Source organism: Shewanella piezotolerans WP3 (genome assembly GCF_000014885.1).
GTDB classification, from domain to species: Bacteria; Pseudomonadota; Gammaproteobacteria; order Enterobacterales; family Shewanellaceae; genus Shewanella; species Shewanella piezotolerans.
Window position 1 is genome coordinate 75,889 of the sequence record NC_011566.1, and the last position, 15,371, is coordinate 91,259.

Below are 15,371 nucleotides of genomic sequence, written 5' to 3' on the forward strand. Positions count from 1 at the left end.
ACATATCCTGCCTTGTTGCAGTGATATCGTTCTTTAAAAATTTGGAAAGCTGATAGTGTTAATCTGAAAGGGATAACAACTACGATTTATCGTATTGTTATTTATAGGATTAACGCGAAATTAAAAAATTGAGTTCTAAACACTTAAACATTAAGTGTCTTGGCTTGTGACTTAACGGTTACGAGTTAAAAATTCTAATTTTGGCGAAAGTAGAAACCATTAGTTACGATACGACTGTTTTGAGCTTACCCGCTTAAAACAACGGGATATCTCTCATAGAGACTTATTTGGGTTGTATGGTTAAGTGACTAAGCGTATATGGTGGATGCCTTGGCAGTCAGAGGCGATGAAGGACGTAGTAACTTGCGAAAAGCGTTGGCGAGCTAGTAACAAGCATTTGAGCTAACGATGTCCGAATGGGGAAACCCACATGCATAAGCATGTATCTTTAACTGAATTCATAGGTTAAAGAGGCAAACCCGGGGAACTGAAACATCTAAGTACCCGGAGGAAAAGAAATCAACCGAGATTCCCCTAGTAGCGGCGAGCGAACGGGGATTAGCCCTTAAGCGTAGAGGGTGTTAGTGGAATGTGTTGGAAAGCACAGCGGCACAGGGTGCATAGCCCCGTACATGAAAACTAACTTTACGTGAAAACGAGTAGGACGGGACACGTGACATCTTGTCTGAACATGGGGGGACCATCCTCCAAGGCTAAATACTCCTGACTGACCGATAGTGAACCAGTACCGTGAGGGAAAGGCGAAAAGAACCCCTGTGAGGGGAGTGAAATAGAACCTGAAACCGTATACGTACAAGCAGTGGGAGCGGTTCTTGAGACCGTGACTGCGTACCTTTTGTATAATGGGTCAGCGACTTACATTTTGTAGCGAGGTTAAGCGAATAGCGGAGCCGTAGGGAAACCGAGTGTTAACTGCGCGTTTAGTTGCAAGGTGTAGACCCGAAACCCGGTGATCTAGCCATGGGCAGGTTGAAGGTTGAGTAACATCAACTGGAGGACCGAACCGACTTATGTTGAAAAATGAGCGGATGACTTGTGGCTGGGGGTGAAAGGCCAATCAAACCGGGAGATATCTGGTTCTCCTCGAAAGCTATTTAGGTAGCGCCTCGTACGAATACCATTGGGGGTAGAGCACTGTTAAGGCTAGGGGGTCATCCCGACTTACCAACCCTTTGCAAACTCCGAATACCAATGAGTACTATACGGGAGACACACGGCGGGTGCTAACGTCCGTCGTGAAAAGGGAAACAACCCAGACCATCAGCTAAGGTCCCAAAGTTATTGCTAAGTGGGAAACGATGTGGGAAGGCTTAGACAGCTAGGATGTTGGCTTAGAAGCAGCCATCATTTAAAGAAAGCGTAATAGCTCACTAGTCGAGTCGGCCTGCGCGGAAGATTTAACGGGGCTAAGCAATACACCGAAGCTATGGGTACTAGTGTTTACACTAGTGCGGTAGAGGAGCGTTCTGTAAGCCGTTGAAGGTGAAGGGGTAACCCACACTGGAGGTATCAGAAGTGCGAATGCTGACATGAGTAACGATAAAGGGAGTGAAAAACTCCCTCGCCGAAAGACCAAGGGTTCCTGTCCAATGTTAATCAGGGCAGGGTGAGTCGACCCCTAAGGCGAGGCCGAAAGGCGTAGTCGATGGGAAACAGGTTAATATTCCTGTACTTCTGCTAACTGCGATGGAGAGACGGAGAAGGCTAGGCTAGCGCGGCGTTGGTTGTCCGCGTTTAAGGCTGTAGGCTGTGTACTTAGGCAAATCCGGGTACACACTAGGCTGAGAGTTGATGACGAGGTCCTAAGGGACTGAAGTAGTTGATGCCATGCTTCCAGGAAAATCTTCTAAGCTTCAGGTTAGTAGGAATCGTACCCCAAACCGACACAGGTGGTTGGGTAGAGAATACCAAGGCGCTTGAGAGAACTCGGCTGAAGGAACTAGGCAAAATGGTACCGTAACTTCGGGAGAAGGTACGCTGCCGGCGGTGATGGGACTTGCTCCTTAAGCTGCTGGCAGTCGCAGATACCAGGTGGCTGCAACTGTTTATCAAAAACACAGTACTGTGCAAACTCGCAAGAGGAAGTATACGGTATGACGCCTGCCCGGTGCCGGAAGGTTAATTGATTGGGTTATCTTCGGAGAAGCTCATGATCGAAGCCCCGGTAAACGGCGGCCGTAACTATAACGGTCCTAAGGTAGCGAAATTCCTTGTCGGGTAAGTTCCGACCTGCACGAATGGCGTAATGATGGCCACGCTGTCTCCAGCCGAGACTCAGTGAAGTTGAAATTGCGGTGAAGATGCCGTATACCCGCGGCTAGACGGAAAGACCCCGTGCACCTTTACTATAGCTTGGCACTGAACATTGAACCTACATGTGTAGGATAGGTGGGAGACTTTGAAGCTTCGTCGCTAGATGGAGTGGAGTTAACCTTGAAATACCACCCTTGTAGTTTTGATGTTCTAACCGCGGCCCCTGAATCGGGGTTCGGGACAGTGCCTGGTGGGTAGTTTGACTGGGGCGGTCTCCTCCCAAAGAGTAACGGAGGAGCACGAAGGTTGGCTAAGTACGGTCGGACATCGTACGGTTAGTGCAATGGCATAAGCCAGCTTAACTGCGAGACATACACGTCGAGCAGGTACGAAAGTAGGTCATAGTGATCCGGTGGTTCTGTATGGAAGGGCCATCGCTCAACGGATAAAAGGTACGCCGGGGATAACAGGCTGATACCGCCCAAGAGTTCATATCGACGGCGGTGTTTGGCACCTCGATGTCGGCTCATCACATCCTGGGGCTGAAGTCGGTCCCAAGGGTATGGCTGTTCGCCATTTAAAGTGGTACGCGAGCTGGGTTCAGAACGTCGTGAGACAGTTCGGTCCCTATCTGCCGTGGGCGTTGGATGATTGAAGGAAGCTGCTCCTAGTACGAGAGGACCGGAGTGGACGAACCGCTGGTGTTCGGGTTGTTATGCCAATAGCATTGCCCGGTAGCTACGTTCGGAATCGATAACCGCTGAAAGCATCTAAGCGGGAAGCGAGTCCTAAGATGAGTCATCCCTAGGAATTTAATTCCTCTAAAGAGCCGTTCGAGACTAGGACGTTGATAGGTCAGGTGTGTAAGCGTTGTGAGGCGTTGAGCTAACTGATACTAATGACTCGTGAGGCTTAACCATACAACCCTGATGGGTTTTGGCCAAAAATGCTCCATGCATTTTAAGGCACTTCCTCCATCCATGGAGGGTGTATGAGACTGATGTTTTTACCTCATCGAAGTTAGAACTACTCTGCAAAGAGTGACACTTAATGTGGTGTCGAACTCAATAATTTAATATGTACTTGCGACAGCGAGTAACAGCTTTCTAAATTTGCCAAATTTGTCTGGAAACCATAGAGCTGTGGTCCCACCTGATCCCATTCCGAACTCAGAAGTGAAACACAGTATCGCCGATGGTAGTGTGGGGTTTCCCCATGTGAGAGTAGGTCATTTCCAGGCGCCTAATTAGCTTAACTCATAAGAGTCGAGCAAGTCTCCTAGCCTTGACAAGCTAGTGACTTAAAAGAATTTAGTGAAATGCTTCGGCAATTTGCTAAAGGAGCGGTAGTTCAGTTGGTTAGAATACCGGCCTGTCACGCCGGGGGTCGCGAGTTCGAGTCTCGTCCGTTCCGCCAACATAAAGACGAAAGCCTCTGCAGAAATGCAGAGGCTTTTTTCGTTTACATACTGAAGATTTAAAGCGATTAATCGCAACTACAGCGCGGAAGTTCAGTTGGTTAGGCTCCCTATGAATAGACAGCGGCCTGTCACGCCGGGGGTCGCGAGTTCGAGTCTCGTCCGTTCCGCCAACACAAAGACGAAAGCCTCTGCAGAAATGCAGAGGCTTTTTTCGTTGTGGGAGAAGTAAAGTTATATGCACTGATCACGAATTTGGTAAGATATTAACTTATTGCTAAACAGTATGTGATGTCATACCAACCTATTTTCATTTGATGAATGTATAATGAACATTGCTAATTTAAGGTATATAAATGAACTGTCGTTTAGGTTGCGGTGCGTGTTGCATAGCGCCTTCTATCACTACACCTATTCCTGGAATGCCTGACGGCAAACCTGCTGGGGTAAGGTGCATTCAGTTGAATGATGGGAATTTGTGTAAACTTTTTGGCAACTCAGAAAGGCCTGCTGTATGTGGTCAGTTTGCAGCGACCGAAGATGTTTGTGGCAATGATAATGAAGAAGCCCTATGGCTGATAAACTCATTGGAACTTGCAACAAATAGCTGATTAAGCTTTTGTTATTTTTTAGTTTTTATGGATCGATAATCAATGCAATTAACTCGTTACACTGATTTTGGCTTAAGAACACTTATGTATCTGGCTTTACATCCTGAGCGTGAGTCACTTTTCCGGATCTCTGAAATTACCGATGTTTTTGATTTGTCGGCAAACCACATCTCTAAGGTTGTGCATCACCTCGGCAAGCTGGGATATTTAAAGACTGTTAGAGGTAAAAGTGGTGGCTTTAAACTAGCAATGCCTGCTAGTGAGATTAACGTTGGTGATGTGGTAAGAGCACTAGAGAACTCACTGTCTTCAATTGATTGCAGTAAGCCATATTGTTTGTTTACACCTGCCTGTAAGCTTAAAGGCGTATTAGCTGAAGCGGTAAACGCTTACTTGGCTGTTCTAGATGGTTATACGCTTGAGATGATCGTTACTAATAAAAAAGAGTTAAAGTCGCTATTACCAGATCTTTCCATCTCAATCCTGCAGTAAAGCGGTATTATTCTTACTCGTAATGCCAATAGGTAACAGCTTTGATGGTGGCACGAGTGCAATGTTAGCTTGTGCTAGCCGGTGTAGATTGTTATTTAAGAAAGTAAGCGTTTCAGGGTAGGGATGAGCGATTACGACTACATCAGTTTGAGTTTTAGTTAGCGCTATTGCTTTTTGAAACTGCAACTCTAAACCCGCATCTGTTTTGTCATTATCAAGAAAAATAGTCCGCTTTAATAAAGGTACGCCAACGCTTTCCGCCACAGCACCTGCTTGAGTGAATTTGGTTGTCACACTGTCTATAAAATAAATATCTCGCTGAAGAAGAGTATCCATTACCCAATGCATGGGTTTATCGAGCTGGGTAAGCAAACTTCCCATATGGTTATTCGCACCAGATGCAAAAGGTACGCTATCGATAGCCTGTTCCAATTGCAGTTTAAAATCCTGTTCAGACATGGCATTGGTTAAAGCGCCTGGACCAATTGTTTTGCCATTCAGTGCCTGCATAGGTAGGTGCACTAATATCTCGCTACCTTGTTGGTGCGCTTTAGTGGCGACAGCTTTACCCAAAGGCGTGAGTGGTAACACCGAAAGAGTCACGCTAGGCGGTAGTGCTAGCACTGCTTTGTCAGATTGACGATAACCTATATCGTCAATAATGATAGCAATCCTTGCTGCAAATGAACTTGAACTAAATAGTAGAAAACAAAGTAATAGATAGCGCACTGTATTGGTTATTTTTCTGTTTTAATCCAGGCAATTGCTGAGTTAACAAGTTTATCTTCAGCAATATCACCACGGAGTGAGTTTGCATCGATTATAGGCATACTTTCATCCGTTGTTATAGTCTCTAGTGCCACTTTTATATCTGGCTCGATCCCTCTTGAGTGTATATCTTTACCATTTGGAGTGGTGTATTTAGCGATGGTGAGCTTAATTGCATTACCTTCAGTTAGCGTTGGGATAAGGCTCTGTACAGTTCCTTTGCCGAAGCTGGTTTGACCGATGAGTTTTGCTCTGCCATTTTCTTGTAGTGCTGCCGCCAGTACTTCTGACGCCGAAGCCGAACCCTTATTAATTAACACTAGCATAGGTACGCTTTTGACCATTGTTTGTGGTGAAGCATAATAGTCAGAGTTTGCATCAAAGAAGCGTCCCTCTGTTGCAACTATTCTTCCTCTGTCCAAAAATATATCTGCTATCTGTATTGCTTGGTCCAGCAAACCACCTGGATTGTTTCTAAGATCGAGAATCAGCCCGTTTAGAGGCTTTGTTTGCCACAGTGCTAGCTGTTTCACGAGGTCTTGTGTTGAGTTCTCTTGGAAGCTAGACAGTCTTATATAGCCAATTTGATTGTCTAAGAGTTGCGCCTCTACCGAGTTAATAGAGATAAGGCTTGGGCTGATGGTGACTTTATAGCTCGTCTCTGAGTTTGCTCGTACAAGTTCTAAGTCAATCGCTTGTTTATCATAGCTGTGCTGTTTAATTTCGCTGAGCAAGCTCTCTAATTTATCTGCGGTGACTAATTGTTGGTTAAGCTTAATAATTCTATCGCCCGGCATGATACCTGCTAGTTCTGCGGGCGATTGAGGGAAGGGGGTTACAATGGTTATTTGGTCGTTGTCTGTCGCAATCTCAACCCCGAATCCATAGTACTCACCGTCGTTGCTCTCTTGGATATTTGAAAAAGCCTGTTTATCTAGAAAGCTAGAGTAAGGATCAAGCTTGGAAAATATGCCCTCAATAGCAGCTTCGATAAGCTCTTCTTCGGTGAATTTTTTTACGTAGTAGGTTTCAATTGTGTCGATGACATCGAGCAGAACAGGATAGTCAACTCGGGTCTTATATTGTTGAGTGTGTTCTTGCCCAAAGAGTGTGAGCGACAAGCCCAATGCTAACCCAGCGGCAGCGAAACTAAAATTACGAATAATACCTGACATATTAACCCCTTGTATCAAATGGGGTTATTGTGCCTACCGCTTACAATATCTAGCAGGATCGACCGCTTGCCCCTTATGTCTTACTTCAAAGTATAGGCCAGACTCGGTCTGTCCACCTGAACGACCGACTAATGCTATCGATTCTCCTTTAATAACAGAGTCACCTGCTGACTTTAAAAGAGTTTGTGCGTGACCATATAAGCTCATATAGCCTTTACCGTGATCGACGACTAGTACCATGCCGAAGCCACGTAGCCAATCGGCATAGATAACCTTTCCACCTGCAATTGCAGCAATGTTTTGTCCTTCAGAAGCTGAGATCGTGACGCCTTTCCACTTCACTTGGCCAGAGCGTTTACTACCAAAACCAGATTTAATACGCCCCTTTGTGGGCCATTTAAGTTTGCGTTTACTTGATAACCCATCGAGCGACGGGTTATTTTTCATTGCTAATAGCGCTTGTTCGACAACTCGCTTTAAGCTGGCTTCTTCAATTTGAAGTTGCTCTAGTTTGGCACCACTGCTAGTTAGAGTTCGCTGTAATTGAGTGAGTGTTTGTTGACGCTGGGACTGCTCTTGGTCTAAACGCTTTGCTTGCTGTTGCTGCTCAATGACTAATTTGTTGAGTCGAGTTTGGTTTTCTTGCTGTTTGAGTTTGACCTCATCAAGCTCAACAATGGTGGTCTGTAGTTGTTTAATTGAGGCTATACGGGCATTGTTCAAGTACTGATAATAGGCTAGCAAGCGCTCAATACTGGCTGGTGATTGTTGATTGAGCAACATTTTACTGTAGTCATGGTTACCGGCTAGATATGCACTAGCAAGTTGATTTGATAATGTTTTCTGCTGAATCGTTTTGAGTTTATCTAGCTGGGTGAACTTCACGCTGAGTTCTGCCAGTGCTTTATCTATACTGGTTAAATCTTGCTTAGTTTTATTAACTCTTTTAGCGACTGTTGCAATCGCTTGCTCATCTTTCTTTAGTAGCGAAATTAAGCGATCTCGTTGCTTATTGGTGTCTTTTACCGCAGATTGTTGTTTATTAATCTGGGTTTGAATTGACTTAAGTTCAGATTGACGACGATCAAGATCGGTCGCTTGGACAGATAAGGGCAGTGATATAAAGCCAGCAACAATGCTGGCTTTGATAAAAAGTCGAATGGTCATATTACTCTTTGAGTTTAATTATCGCTCGGCCTGTCATCTCTTCAGGCACTTCTCGTCCCATCAAGGTTAACATAGTCGGCGCTAAATCACTCAAACGACCGCCTTTTTCTATATCTGCGTCACGGCCAACATAGATAAGCGGTACCAATTCGCTGGTGTGTGCGGTATGTGCTTGGCCAGTTGCTTCATCAGTCATCTGCTCAGCATTACCGTGATCGGCTGTAATTAAGCACTCACCCCCCACTTTATCTAGTGCTTCAACAACCCGCCCCAAACAGCTGTCAACCGCTTCACAGGCTTTAACCGCAGCATCAAAGTTACCAGTATGACCAACCATATCGCCATTCGGGTAGTTACAAATAATCACGTCGTAGTCAGTCGATTCGATCGCAGCAACGAGTTTGTCGGTAAGCTCTGTAGAGCTCATCTCTGGCTGTAGATCATAAGTCGCTACTTTTGGAGATTGAACTAAGATACGGTCTTCGCCTTTGAAAGGTTCCTCTTTACCACCGTTGAAGAAGAAAGTGACATGAGCATACTTTTCCGTTTCCGAAATGCGTAGCTGGGTCATATTTTGATCTTGCAGGGTTTCACCTAAGGTGTTGACCAAGTCCGTCGATGGGTAAGCGATAGCAGCGTCAATATCTGCAGCGTATTCGGTTAGCATCACAAAATGCGCATTAGGAGTAACTGCGCGTTCAAAGCCATCAAAATCTGCATTCACAAAACTGCGGGTAATTTGTCGAGCACGGTCGGCACGGAAGTTCATGAAAATGAGTGCATCGTTGTCTGCTAACTTGGCTATGTTGCCATTAGCATCGGGGATCACTGTGCTACCAACAAACTCGTCATTCTCATCACGAGCGTAAGCGGCTTCAATACCTTCAACGGCAGTAGCTACAGTATGCAGTCCCTTCCCTTCGGTAATAAGCTCATAAGCTTGTGACACACGATCCCAGCGGTTATCTCGGTCCATTGCATAGTAGCGACCAATAAGCGATGCAACTTGGCCTGTGCCTAATGTTTTGAACATCTCTTCAAAGTGGACTAACCCTGATTTTGCACTGCGAGGAGGTGTATCGCGCCCATCTAAAAAGGCATGAAGATAAACCTTGGTTGCACCGCGTTTAACGGCGAGGCGGCACATAGCTTCAATATGGTCTTGATGGCTATGCACCCCCCCTGGCGACAACAACCCCATAATATGCACTGCACCATTTGCCTTGATAGCATCATCAATAGCTTTAGTTAGTGTTGGGTTCGTATCGAACTCACCATCATCGATAGCTTTACCTATACGAGTGAGCTCTTGGTAAACAATACGGCCAGAACCGATATTGATGTGGCCAACTTCAGAGTTACCCATTTGGCCATCTGGTAAGCCAACATCAATCCCAGAACCTGAGATTAAACTGTTTGGATATTGTGCATTTAGCTTATCGAGAACAGGAGTTTTTGCATGAAAAACAGCATTTTCTTGCGTATTTTCACGGTAACCCCAGCCATCGAGGATCAGCAATGCCAACGGGCGTTTGCGTGTCGTCATGGTAGTACCTTTAAGTTTGAAAGAATAAGATTAAAATTTGAATTGGTTAAATATTACTACCAATTGGGGGGCGGCATAAAGAAATTTACCTAGATTATGGTTATCGTTTTAGTTTTACCGTAGATTCAAAGCCTGTCGTCATGCACGTTACGTGACTAACATTCTGTATTCTGCCATAGCAATGGTATACTCTGTGCCTCATTATATTTGGGCCAATTAAAAGTAGGCAGTTAAAGCATGCAAGAATATATGGAATTTTTTAAAGCAAACCCGATGTTAAGTTTAGCCTGGGTTGGTTTATTCGTTGGACTCATCGTTATGGTGTTTAAATCTAGCGTATCAAAAGTTAAAAATGTGAATCATCAAGAAGCGACATTGCTGATGAACAAGCAAAGTGCGAAGGTTGTTGATGTACGCGGAAAAGAAGAGTTTAAGAAGGGTCATATTGTTGATGCCGTTAACCTTCCTTTAGCGGATATAAAAAATAATCAGCTCGGTACCCTTGAAAACGCAAAAGGCAGTCCCATTATAATGGTATGCAACGCTGGCATGACTTCGTCTCAAGCGGCTCAACTGATGGTTAAACATGGTTTTGAAAACGTGAATAACTTGAAAGGTGGTATGGGTGAATGGCAGTCAAATAACTTGCCTGTTTCAAAGAGCAAAAGATAGAAGTGTCGGTGTAGCCATTGCATTATTGTTAAGTAATTGATTAAAGTGTCACAGCTTAGCATTAATGGTTACCGGCATTGAATTGAGGGATTACCCTCCAAAAAAGCGTCTGTTGACTAAATAAATCAAAAACTGGGACAGCTATTTGGGTTGTTACCCAAATAAGCAAACCCTGAGACTGGCTCTTTTGAAGTAGCCTCACAAACTTTTTAAGGTAGGAAATTATGGCTGAAGTAGCTAACAACGAAGAACAAGCACCACAATTTAACATTCAACGTGTTTACACAAAAGATATCTCTTTTGAAACACCAAACAGCCCAGCTGTTTTCCAAAAAGAGTGGACTCCAGAAGTTAAGTTAGACCTTGATACTCGCAGCAACAAGCTTTCTGACGACGTATACGAAGTTGTTCTTTCTCTTACTGTTACCGCTAAAAACGGCGAAGAAACAGCATTCCTATGTGAAGTACAGCAAGCAGGTATTTTCGCAATTACAGGTCTTACTGAGCAGCAACTTGCTCACTCATTAGGTGCATACTGCCCTAACGTTCTTTTCCCATATGCTCGTGAAGCTGTTGGTAGCCTAGTTAGCCGTGGTACTTTCCCACAACTTAACCTTGCGCCAGTTAACTTTGATGCGCTATTCGCCCAGTACGTTCAACAGCGTCAAGCTGCTGCCGCTGAAGCGCCTGCAGAAGAAGCTAACGCTTAATAGCATGGAAAACACTGCCGATATTACGGTACTGGGGGCGGGCTCTTATGGCACCGCCCTTGCTATTTCTCTCGCGAGTAATGGCCACAGAACCTTGCTTTGGGGACATGAACCTGAGCACATCGAAAACCTAAAGAACGACAAGTGTAATCAAGAGTTCTTACCTGGTATTCCGCTTCCAGATTTACTTATACCTGAATCCGATCTAGCAACAGCACTTGCTGCTTCCAACAACGTATTAGTTGTTGTGCCTAGTCATGTATTTGGGTTGGTATTAGCGCAAGCTAAACCGCTGTTACGTAAAGATGCACGTATTGTATGGGCGACTAAAGGCTTAGAGCCTGAAACGGGTCGACTGATACAAGATGTGGCGCGAGAAGTATTAGGTGAGGCATTCCCACTTGCCGTTTTATCAGGGCCTACGTTTGCAAAAGAACTTGCTGCTGGCATGCCCACTGCAATATCTATTGCAGGTACTGATCCGCAATTCACTAGTGATCTAGTCGAATTATTGCATAGTCCTAAGCGCCTACGCGTTTATGCCAACGATGATTTTATCGGCCTCCAACTAGGTGGCGCGGTTAAAAATGTTATCGCTATTGGAGCGGGCTTATCTGACGGTATTGGTTTTGGTGCCAATGCACGAACAGCATTGATCACCCGTGGTTTAGTCGAACTGACTCGTCTCGGTGAAGCGATTGGTGCGCAAGCATCGACCTTTATGGGGATGGCTGGTTTAGGTGATTTAGTATTAACGTGCACCGATAATCAATCTCGTAACCGTCGTTTCGGTTTAGCGTTAGGTAAAGGCAGTGATGTTGAAGCCGCGCAAATAGAGATTGGTCAAGTTGTCGAAGGCTATCGCAATACTAAAGAGGTTTATACATTGGCAAAACGCTTAGGCGTTGAAATGCCAATCACTGAACAGGTTTACCAAGTGCTTTATCAAGGGAAATCACCAGTGGATGCTGCTAAAGAGCTGTTAAGTCGCGAGAAAAAGTCTGAAACATCGGCGGAGTAAGTCCTGCTAGCTATTACTATGAATGTGGTGATGGTATAAACATAAATAAGGGTGCTAAAATAGCGCCCTTTTTTGTGCCTTGTGAAAAGCTAGGTGCTGTACAACAAGCTGAAATGGTTTAGGAGTAAGCGAGTGGAACATCATGACGTTATTATAATCGGAGCAGGTGCCGCGGGACTTATGTGCGCTGCAACAGCAGGCTACCGTGGTCGTGATGTAATGGTACTCGACAATGCTAAGCAAGCTGGTAAGAAAATCCTAATCAGTGGTGGTGGTCGTTGTAACTTCACTAACCAAAAAGTAGAGCCGGTAAATTTCCTCTGTAGTAATAGCCATTTTGTAAAGTCAGCATTAGCACGTTACCGCTCAAGCGACTTTATTGAATTGGTTGAGCGTCATGGTATTGAATATCACGAGCGCGATCATGGTCAGTTATTTTGCAATGACTCTGCCAAAGAGATTGTTAGCATGTTACTAACCGAGTGTGAGTGGGCTGGTGTTCAAATAAGGCTGCGAACTGAAATTAAATCGGTGAGCAAAAACTGCGATGGCCTTTATGAGGTTGTTACCGATAAAAGCCATTACAGCTGCCAATCACTCGTCATCGCTACGGGGGGGCTATCTATGCCAAAGCTAGGTGCATCTCCCTTTGGCTACCATGTTGCTGAGCAGTTTGGCCTTAAAGTGTTACCTACTACTGCGGGACTGGTGCCTTTCACTTGGCATAGTGAGCAAAAGCAGCGTTTTGAGCCGCTTTCTGGCATTGCTGTTCCTAGTACGATTACCGCTAAAGATGGCACTCAATTTAGCGAAGCACTACTGTTTACTCATCGAGGTTTATCTGGCCCCGCAATCTTGCAGATCTCCAACTATTGGAACCCAGGTGAGGCCATTAGTATTAATTTGTTGCCTGGTAAAGATGCCCGTGCAGAGATCAAGCAACTGTTCGATAACAGCCCCAAGCAAAGTTTGCGTAATGCGCTGGCCTTATGGCTACCAAAGCGTTTAGTTGAAGCATTATTTGATGAAGCCCTACTCAATAGAGCCGTCAATCAATTAGTTCATGCTGAACTCGAACAGCTCGCTTTGGATCTTGAAGCTTGGTCTATCGTAATGAATGGCACCGAAGGTTACCGCACCGCAGAAGTCACCTTGGGCGGCGTTGATACTGATGAGCTATCGTCTAAAACCATGGAAGCTAAAAATGTCTCGGGTCTATTTTTTATCGGCGAGGTGATGGATGTTAGCGGTTGGTTGGGGGGCTTTAACTTCCAGTGGGCTTGGAGCTCGGGCGTGGCTGCAGGGCAGGCTGTTTAGTTTTAATTAAAAATAGGGCTTCGCATGACGAAGCCTTATTTTTGCTATTGTTTTAGAAAGCTAATTTAGAAAGTATAGCCAATATCTAAGCTAAATGAGCGACCTGGAGCTGGGACTTTTCCTGCAGGTGATACATCCAACCCTCTAAAAAAGTACTCATTATCAAACAAGTTATTAACTGATAAGCCTAGTTTTAAGCCTCGGTTGTTCTGTTTAAATAGCTCTGTTCCTATGTTGAAGTTAACCACAGTATATTCAGGTATTTCACCAGCAGTGCCAGATACGTTCTCTTCAATGGTATTGGCTAAGTCGGCAAAAGATTCGCTGTAGTAGAACGCCATGAATCCTAAATCGATATCTTTGATGCTATATAACGCACTTGCTGACAGCTGATGCTTTGAGGCGAAAGGTAATTGATTACCTGCATATTGCCCTTCGAGTTGCTCTGTATCTAGGTAGTTATAAGCAGCTGTTAAGGTCAAATCTGGCAACGACATTGGCGAGTAGGTTCCCTCTAGTTCAATACCTTGGTTTTGCGTTTTACCGATATTGATAAACATGCTGATATCTCGGCTGTACTCTGCCTTGTTTTCAAAGTCGATTCGGTAAGCTGCTAAGTTCAGGTTGCTGCGTTCTGTTGGCGTAAAGCGCACACCTGCTTCATAGTTCCATGATAGCTCTGATTCCAGTGTTTGCCCTTTAGGCCACAATTGTGAAATTTGTGGGGTACGCAGTGAGCGCTGTGCATTGGCATAACCAAACCAAGTGTCGGTAAACTCATAGCCGACAGTAATACCCGGTAGCCACTCTTGTACATGGTTGTCTTGGCTGTAGCCTTGTCCGACGTTGGTGAACGTCATGCGTACATCTTCATAGCGGATCCCCGGTGTAACTGACAACCTATCGTCAAGAAAACCAATCTTATCGCTGATGTAATAGGCCAATGCGTTAGTGTCCATCTGCCAGTCACGGGGGCGGATAGCGACTTGGGTCGTTTTGTCGATTTGGTTCAGTTGGTAGCTAATGTCTTCATTGACATAACGAACGCCTGCGATGATGTGCTGGGAAATATCGCCATCAAGCAGTAGGCTGGCTTTGGGCTCGATGCCGAAAACGGTAAACTCACGGGGAGAGTTGCGTAAATGTGTCGCGTCTTGAGTGGTGTCGGCCCAATGTGAGCCTAGGTTTCCGTCGGTGTCGCTGTTCTTGTTATAGAAATCCCATTGAAAGTTGCGCTTACTTTTATTGCCAAATACGGTTAGATCGAGTTCACCGTAGTCAATGGTTTTTGAGTCATCCAGTACGTGGTTGTAGTTAACTGAAACGCGTTTGGTATCTGCTTTAAACTCATCATTAGGACGTAATGACTGATTGCGGTCTTCATCGTATGCCGCTGAGTTCAAAGCGCCGGGAAGTTCGGAGAAAGCATCGTAATATTGCAGCGTAGCATCGAGACTATTTTGTTCGTCAATATTCCAAACTGTTTTTAGCATGACGTTAGTCACGTCAGTATCAGAGTGATCTCTAAAAGACTCACCCTTGATAAAGTTGCCATCTAAACGCATCGAAAAATCATCGTTAACGGCTCCGCCGGTACTGATGTTGGTATCGTACAGGTTGCGGCTATCGCCGAAAAAGGTGATGCGCTCGTTGAGATTGGTTTCCCAATCTTCGGAGATCGGCTTAGATACCAAGTTAATCACACCTCCAACGTTGTTGGGGCCATATTGAATTGAAGCGCCACCACGAGCGACATCAATTCTATCAATCATAAACAGCGTTGCCGGAAACAGCGACTGTCCTGTATGCCCGTACGGGGCGAGTGTCATTGGAATGCCATCGAGTAAGATCTGCGCATAGCCACTACGACTGCTATCTAAGCCACGCACAGAAATATTGGGTAGCACGCCAGTGCCACTTTCATCTTTAATTTTTATGCCTGGTACTTGCTGCAGAGCGGTATCAATTGAACGTACCGCGGTACGCTCTAATTGCTCTTGAGTGATGATAGAGCGGTTACCTGTGTAGGTCTTTAGATCGGCAACTTCTGAGTCGCCCAGTAAACTACTGGTGACGACAATGACTTCAGTTTCTTGCTTTTGTTCACTTGCCTCAGCAAAGACTGTTGAGCAACACAAGCTGCTTGAGACAGCCACTGCAATCGTGTTCAAGTTGAATAATTTTTTGCGGTTTAACATATG

11 protein-coding genes, 1 tRNA gene and 2 rRNA genes are annotated in these 15,371 nt (G+C 45.0%); 9 read left to right on the forward strand and 5 right to left on the reverse strand.

The features are described 5' to 3' along the window. Window positions 1-298: 298 nt before the first annotated feature. The 5 genes from SWP_RS00340 to SWP_RS00360 all read left to right on the forward strand — a co-directional run bounded on the left by SWP_RS00340 (window position 299) and on the right by SWP_RS00360 (window position 4,794). Window positions 299-3,194: ribosomal RNA gene (locus SWP_RS00340) — 23S ribosomal RNA — on the forward strand. A 204-nt stretch (window positions 3,195-3,398) separates the two neighbouring features. After that, window positions 3,399-3,514, forward strand: a 5S ribosomal RNA gene (gene rrf, locus SWP_RS00345). 99 nt (window positions 3,515-3,613) lie between these two features. Further along, a tRNA-Asp gene (locus tag SWP_RS00350) sits at window positions 3,614-3,690 on the forward strand. A 357-nt stretch (window positions 3,691-4,047) separates the two neighbouring features. Then, entirely contained in the window at window positions 4,048-4,302 is a 255-nt protein-coding gene (locus SWP_RS00355) for a YkgJ family cysteine cluster protein (RefSeq protein ID WP_044555508.1), read from the forward strand. A gap of 42 nt (window positions 4,303-4,344) precedes the next feature. Then, window positions 4,345-4,794 carry an Rrf2 family transcriptional regulator gene (locus SWP_RS00360; RefSeq protein WP_020910303.1) on the forward strand — a complete coding sequence of 150 codons (450 nt, stop codon included), beginning with the start codon at window positions 4,345-4,347 and terminating at the stop codon, window positions 4,792-4,794. Here SWP_RS00360 and SWP_RS00365 read toward each other — a convergent pair. The 4 genes from SWP_RS00365 to gpmM are packed head-to-tail and all read right to left on the reverse strand — an operon-like array spanning window position 4,780 to window position 9,450. Continuing rightward, entirely contained in the window at window positions 4,780-5,523 is a 744-nt protein-coding gene (locus SWP_RS00365; RefSeq protein WP_020910304.1) for a divergent polysaccharide deacetylase family protein, read from the reverse strand. The genes SWP_RS00360 and SWP_RS00365 overlap by 15 nt on opposite strands. Before the next feature lie 8 nt (window positions 5,524-5,531). Beyond that, the gene (locus SWP_RS00370; RefSeq protein WP_020910305.1) at window positions 5,532-6,737 is read right to left on the reverse strand and encodes a S41 family peptidase; all 1,206 of its coding nucleotides are present in this window, start codon (window positions 6,735-6,737) and stop codon (window positions 5,532-5,534) included. Between the two features lie 33 nt (window positions 6,738-6,770). Continuing rightward, entirely contained in the window at window positions 6,771-7,904 is a 1,134-nt protein-coding gene (locus SWP_RS00375; protein ID WP_020910306.1) for a murein hydrolase activator EnvC family protein, read from the reverse strand. A gap of 1 nt (window position 7,905) precedes the next feature. After that, complete coding sequence (gene gpmM, locus SWP_RS00380) at window positions 7,906-9,450, reverse strand: 2,3-bisphosphoglycerate-independent phosphoglycerate mutase (protein WP_020910307.1); 1,545 nt, start codon at window positions 9,448-9,450, stop codon at window positions 7,906-7,908. Between the two features lie 237 nt (window positions 9,451-9,687). Between gpmM and SWP_RS00385 the strand changes: the two genes are divergently transcribed. From SWP_RS00385 to SWP_RS00400, 4 genes are all read left to right on the forward strand, one after another. Next, entirely contained in the window at window positions 9,688-10,122 is a 435-nt protein-coding gene (locus SWP_RS00385; protein WP_020910308.1) for a rhodanese-like domain-containing protein, read from the forward strand. Window positions 10,123-10,346: 224 nt separating this feature from the next. Continuing rightward, window positions 10,347-10,832 (forward strand): protein-export chaperone SecB, encoded by a 486-nt coding sequence (gene secB, locus SWP_RS00390; protein ID WP_020910309.1) that lies wholly within the window; start codon window positions 10,347-10,349, stop codon window positions 10,830-10,832. A gap of 4 nt (window positions 10,833-10,836) precedes the next feature. Beyond that, window positions 10,837-11,853, forward strand: coding sequence for an NAD(P)H-dependent glycerol-3-phosphate dehydrogenase (gpsA, locus tag SWP_RS00395; RefSeq protein ID WP_020910310.1), 1,017 nt, complete (start codon window positions 10,837-10,839; stop codon window positions 11,851-11,853). A 132-nt stretch (window positions 11,854-11,985) separates the two neighbouring features. Then, window positions 11,986-13,170, forward strand: coding sequence for a BaiN/RdsA family NAD(P)/FAD-dependent oxidoreductase (locus SWP_RS00400; protein ID WP_020910311.1), 1,185 nt, complete (start codon window positions 11,986-11,988; stop codon window positions 13,168-13,170). A gap of 65 nt (window positions 13,171-13,235) precedes the next feature. On the opposite strand, the gene SWP_RS00405 is transcribed toward SWP_RS00400, so the two are convergent. Continuing rightward, on the reverse strand, window positions 13,236-15,368 hold the full coding sequence (locus SWP_RS00405; protein WP_020910312.1) for a TonB-dependent receptor family protein: 2,133 nt from the start codon (window positions 15,366-15,368) through the stop codon (window positions 13,236-13,238). Window positions 15,369-15,371: the final 3 nt, after the last annotated feature.

Excerpts from the sequence above, each read along its gene's own strand:
- SWP_RS00355 (WP_044555508.1), top strand. The coding sequence starts at position 4,048 with ATGAACTGTCGTTTAGGTTGCGGTGCGTGTTGCATAGCGCCTTCTATC.
- SWP_RS00360 (WP_020910303.1), top strand. The coding sequence starts at position 4,345 with ATGCAATTAACTCGTTACACTGATTTTGGCTTAAGAACACTTATGTAT.
- SWP_RS00370 (WP_020910305.1), bottom strand. The coding sequence starts at position 6,737 with ATGTCAGGTATTATTCGTAATTTTAGTTTCGCTGCCGCTGGGTTAGCA.
- SWP_RS00375 (WP_020910306.1), bottom strand. The coding sequence starts at position 7,904 with ATGACCATTCGACTTTTTATCAAAGCCAGCATTGTTGCTGGCTTTATA.
- gpmM (WP_020910307.1), bottom strand. The coding sequence starts at position 9,450 with ATGACGACACGCAAACGCCCGTTGGCATTGCTGATCCTCGATGGCTGG.
- SWP_RS00385 (WP_020910308.1), top strand. The coding sequence starts at position 9,688 with ATGCAAGAATATATGGAATTTTTTAAAGCAAACCCGATGTTAAGTTTA.
- secB (WP_020910309.1), top strand. The coding sequence starts at position 10,347 with ATGGCTGAAGTAGCTAACAACGAAGAACAAGCACCACAATTTAACATT.
- gpsA (WP_020910310.1), top strand. The coding sequence starts at position 10,837 with ATGGAAAACACTGCCGATATTACGGTACTGGGGGCGGGCTCTTATGGC.
- SWP_RS00405 (WP_020910312.1), bottom strand. The coding sequence starts at position 15,368 with ATGTTAAACCGCAAAAAATTATTCAACTTGAACACGATTGCAGTGGCT.